Below are 239 nucleotides of genomic sequence, written 5' to 3'. Positions count from 1 at the left end.
GCGCTGATTCGCGACAAGCGGCTGGAAACGCTGTTCCTGCTGCCGGCCTCGCAGACACGCGACAAGGACAATCTGACGGCCGAGGGCGTCGAGCGCGTGATCAACGACCTGAAGCGCTATTTCGACTGGATCATCTGCGATAGCCCCGCCGGGATCGAGCGCGGCGCAACGCTCGCCATGCGCCACGCCGATGTTGCCGTGGTCGTCACCAATCCCGAGGTCTCGTCGGTGCGCGATTC

General features: G+C 64.9%; 1 protein-coding gene. It reads left to right on the top strand.

The window, feature by feature from the left end:
* On the top strand, positions 1-239 hold a 239-nt coding region (locus EOD29_RS34805; RefSeq protein WP_281059270.1), incomplete at both ends, for a cellulose synthase operon protein YhjQ/BcsQ.

The organism is Mesorhizobium sp. M1A.T.Ca.IN.004.03.1.1 (assembly GCF_003997555.1).
GTDB lineage: Bacteria > Pseudomonadota > Alphaproteobacteria > Rhizobiales > Rhizobiaceae > Mesorhizobium.
The sequence above is the reverse complement of the archived record's forward strand: the minus strand, read 5'-3'. Positions and strand labels throughout refer to the sequence as shown.